This window comes from Blautia glucerasea, assembly GCF_013304385.1.
GTDB classification, from domain to species: domain Bacteria; phylum Bacillota; class Clostridia; order Lachnospirales; family Lachnospiraceae; genus Blautia_A; species Blautia_A ammoniilytica.
This window is the reverse complement of the sequence record NZ_JAAITU010000086.1, coordinates 1-3,946: the sequence shown is the minus strand read 5'-3', so window position 1 is coordinate 3,946 and position 3,946 is coordinate 1. Positions and strand designations below refer to the sequence as shown.

Sequence of the window (3,946 nt, the reverse complement as noted above, 5' to 3'; positions counted from 1 at the left end):
ACGGAATGCGGCCGTTTTGCTCCGCAAATCCGGCCGTTTAGCTTCGCAATATGCAGAATAGGTCATGCAACATGCCGTCATTTTGTTTCATTGCCTATTAATATGGTGTTTACAAAGCATCGGGGACCGGCGGGACCATTTGCTGCGGCAATGAATTGTTATTTCCCAATGCCTTTTGCCAATGGCGCGCGTATTCAAGTTATTAATGAATGTAGTCTGCCTATTGAGAATTTGTTTTATATGATTGATTATGAGTTGATTCAAGAAACTCCGCCAGAAGACATGGGACGTTTCCATGCAACATGGAATAGTGCATTTCCATGTAAGAAAATAGTACCGGAAAAACATGAACCAGAAGGACCTTGGGATTTACCAGGAGTGAATGTAACGGGAAAAGATAATTATGTAATATTAGAGGCTGAGGGAAAAGGACAATATGTAGGATGTGTTTTGAATATTGATAATCATGATGTAGGAGAACAGATATACACTTGGCCAGGAGAAGGAGATGATATGATTTTTATAGATGGAGAAATATGGCCTCCTTCTATGCATGGAACAGGAACAGAAGATTATTTTTGTGCAGCATGGGGATTCCCCAGTGGAGAATATGATGCACCTTATCATGGAATATCACTTGGAAGTGATTCTCAGGAGCACTTCGGAAAGTGGAGTTTATATCGTTTTCACATAGAAGATCCAGTTCATTTTGACAAGTCTATTAGAGTAACGATTGAGCATGGACATGCTAATGATCAAGGAAATGATTATTCTAGTGTTGCATATTGGTATCAGATTGAGCCACATGCACCGCTTCCGGACTTACCGAAGGTGGAAAAAAGACTTACTCGCAGATGGCCTGAACATGGACTTTGGTGGCGGTAATCCAAGAACCGATTTGAAATATAATAGAATAGAAAGAGATAAAGGATTCAAAAGAAACTTTATTTAACGTAAGCCTATATAAAATAAAAATTAGAGGTGATATTTATGCAGAAAAAAATAATTTGTACAATGATAACTACGGCGCTGGTAATGAGTCTGTTTACAGGTTGTGGGACAAAAGAATCTGGAAGCAATACCAATACAGCAAAAAAGGATGACTATATAACTGTTTTGGTGCAGGGAGGAAGCCCTGCATTTGAGGCAACGCAGAAAACAGCAGATGCTTTTAAGGAACAGACAGGCTATGAGGTAAAAGTGGAATCGGTACCATATACAGGAGTGTATGATAAATTGAAGGCAGATATTACAGCATCCACAGGTGCGTATGATGTTGCTACGATTGATATTCTTTGGATGGCTGAATTTGCTCAGGGATTATTGCCAATTGATGATTTAATGACTGATGAAGTGGTAAATGATTTAATGCCTGGAATGTTGGCTGGTGGTCAGATTGATGATGTCAATTACGGAATGCCTGTTTGGACAAACTGCAAGATACTTATGTACAGAACAGATCTCTTTGAAGATCCAGATGAAATGGCCGCTTTTAAGTCAGAGTATGGATATGAGTTGGCACCACCTACTACATGGCAGGAATATCGTGATGTTGCAAAATTCTTTACTAGAGATACTAATGGTGATGGAGAAACTGATTTGTATGGTACTGGTATTTTTGGAAAGACAGATGGAGATACAGCGTGCTGTTGGCTTGAGGAATCAGTACAGGCAGGTGCTAGACCTGTTGTATTAGGAGATGATGGAGAAGTATTAGTTAATCAGAAACCATATGTAGATGCGTTAACATTTCTTAGTGATATAGTGAATGAAGATAAATCTTGTCCTCCAGGAGCTATGGAAATGGCATCGGGTGAAGTATCAGAGATGTTTTATCAAGGCAATTTAGCAATGATGCTTAATTGGGGACATTTCTATCTTGCAGCAAATAATCCGGAAACATCAAAAGTTGCAGGTAAAGTAGCAACTGCACCTCATCTTTCTGGAAGTGCAGGAGTAGGAGCGATTCCAGGACCTTGGTATCAGGTAATACCAGAATCTTCTAAGAAACAAGAGATTGCAAAAGAATATGTGAAATTTATGTATGATAATAATGAATTGATTATGCAAAATTTAGGAACAGCAGCTAGAAAATCTTTATTTGAAGAATATGGAAAGAAAGAAGGATATGAGTTCTTAGCGGATATTCAGGCAACTTTAGATGGACCGGCAACGCAGAATAGAGCACCAATTGTTGAATGGAATTTAATTGAAACAGAGGCTTTGGTTCCTGCTATACAGCAGGCGCTGCTGAAAGAGAAAACTCCGCAAGAGGCATTGGATGATGCAGCAGAAATGATAAAAGATCTTCTAAATTAAGTGTTAAATTAAAGTTTCCGGCTGATATATTCAGCCGGAAACGAATAAATATTTGTGGAATAGGGAGGAAAATTCAGGTGAGAAAAGATAAGAAAATGCTCATTATCTTTTGTTTGCCGGCGGTGGTAATGATGCTTATGTTTTTCTTAATCCCCGCGGTCAAATTAGTAGTGGATAGCTTTTTCAAATATGATATTTCAAATATGGATGTTAAAAGTTTCGTTGGGTTAAAAAACTTTCTTGCTGTATTTACTTCTCCAAAATTTGGACTATGCGTTGCTAATACTGTAAAATATGTTGTCATTGCTGTGACGATAGAGTTTATTTTGGGATTGTTACTAGCATTAATGTTGAATGTAGGTTTTAAGGGGAGTCAAATAATGCGTACTTTAATGTTAACGCCATTAATGATGGCTCCACTAGTGGCAGGGCTAGTTTGGAAATATTTATTAAGTGATCAATTTGGAATTATAAATTGGGGATTGTATAAGCTTGGAATCATTAATAATGTACATTCAATTATGTGGTTATCGAATCCAAAGATTTCTTTATATTCTTGTATTATAGCAGATATTTGGTTATGCACCCCTTTTATGATGCTTGTGCTATTAGCAGGATTGCAAGGGATAGATCCTACCTATTACGAAGCTGCACGAATTGATGGAGCGGGTACACTTAAATTGTTTTATCATATTACCCTACCATTGCTGAAACCTAATATTGTAATTGCAATAATTATACGTGTTATGGATGCTTTGCGTTCGTTTGATACAATTTGGGCTATGACACAAGGAGGTCCTAATTTTTCGTCAGAAGTAATTAGTACATATATCTATAAAGCTAATGTTCGCTTCGGACAGGTAGGAGAAGCAAGTGCTATGGCAGTAATATTTATGCTTGCACTTTTAGTGCTGGCATCGATATTTATAAAGAAAGTATGGAATCCAAATGAGGATTAAGAATAGCAATTTCTTTGAATCCAGAGAAATTACTTAGTTCTAAGAGTCAAACAGGAAATCATAAGACTGTTCCGGAATGGAGAATGAAGGAATATCAAGTTTCTATAAGAACAGTTAAACAGATCTAGTTTTAGTACATTTGTAAGTGAGTTGTTTGACAGAAGGATTAAAGGGACGTATATAAAAAATCAAATCCTTATCGTTTGAATCCAAAAGATGGTTCAGTTAATCACAAAAAGTGGAATCTGGGATCTTGCCGAATTTAACGCCACGGAGATTTTTAGTAGAGTAAGAAATGTTAAGCTTTCAAAAAAAGTCAATAATGTTCCAGGCAGAGTGAGCAATATAAAGAATATTTACGAAGATTGCTACATTACAATTTTTATTAGCCAGTATGACGCCACAATCAACAGCTAATATAAAATCAATTTCCAGTCGATAATATGAATTATATTCAATCGACTTTACCATAAATATCAAACGATATACCGAGAGATTCTTGAAGAAAAGAGAGAAAATTTAAAGATATGGAATCTAAAATCTATGGATTTTTACTAGACTGAAGGTTTCACAGAATTATAGTTGAGTGAAGGAGGCATAATGGTGAAAAAAAGGTAGTGTAAATTATTCTGTGTAAACCTCTCAAATTGATGATAAAATCATAGGTT

At 36.5% G+C, this 3,946-nt stretch carries 3 protein-coding genes; all 3 read left to right on the top strand.

The genetic code is table 11. The features are described 5' to 3' along the window. A partial coding sequence (locus G5B11_RS18270; RefSeq protein ID WP_173729280.1) for a glycoside hydrolase family 172 protein occupies positions 1-885 on the top strand: 885 nt, incomplete at its 5' end. A gap of 105 nt (positions 886-990) precedes the next feature. Then, the gene (locus G5B11_RS18265; RefSeq protein WP_173729279.1) at positions 991-2,319 is read left to right on the top strand and encodes an ABC transporter substrate-binding protein; all 1,329 of its coding nucleotides are present in this window, start codon (positions 991-993) and stop codon (positions 2,317-2,319) included. Between the two features lie 77 nt (positions 2,320-2,396). After that, positions 2,397-3,278 carry a carbohydrate ABC transporter permease gene (locus G5B11_RS18260; protein WP_330603179.1) on the top strand — a complete coding sequence of 294 codons (882 nt, stop codon included), beginning with the start codon at positions 2,397-2,399 and terminating at the stop codon, positions 3,276-3,278. The last annotated feature ends 668 nt before the right edge of the window (positions 3,279-3,946 follow it).

What these genes read in the sequence shown, in the direction of transcription:
- G5B11_RS18265 (WP_173729279.1), top strand. Translation starts at nt 991, where the DNA reads ATGCAGAAAAAAATAATTTGTACAATGATAACTACGGCGCTGGTAATG.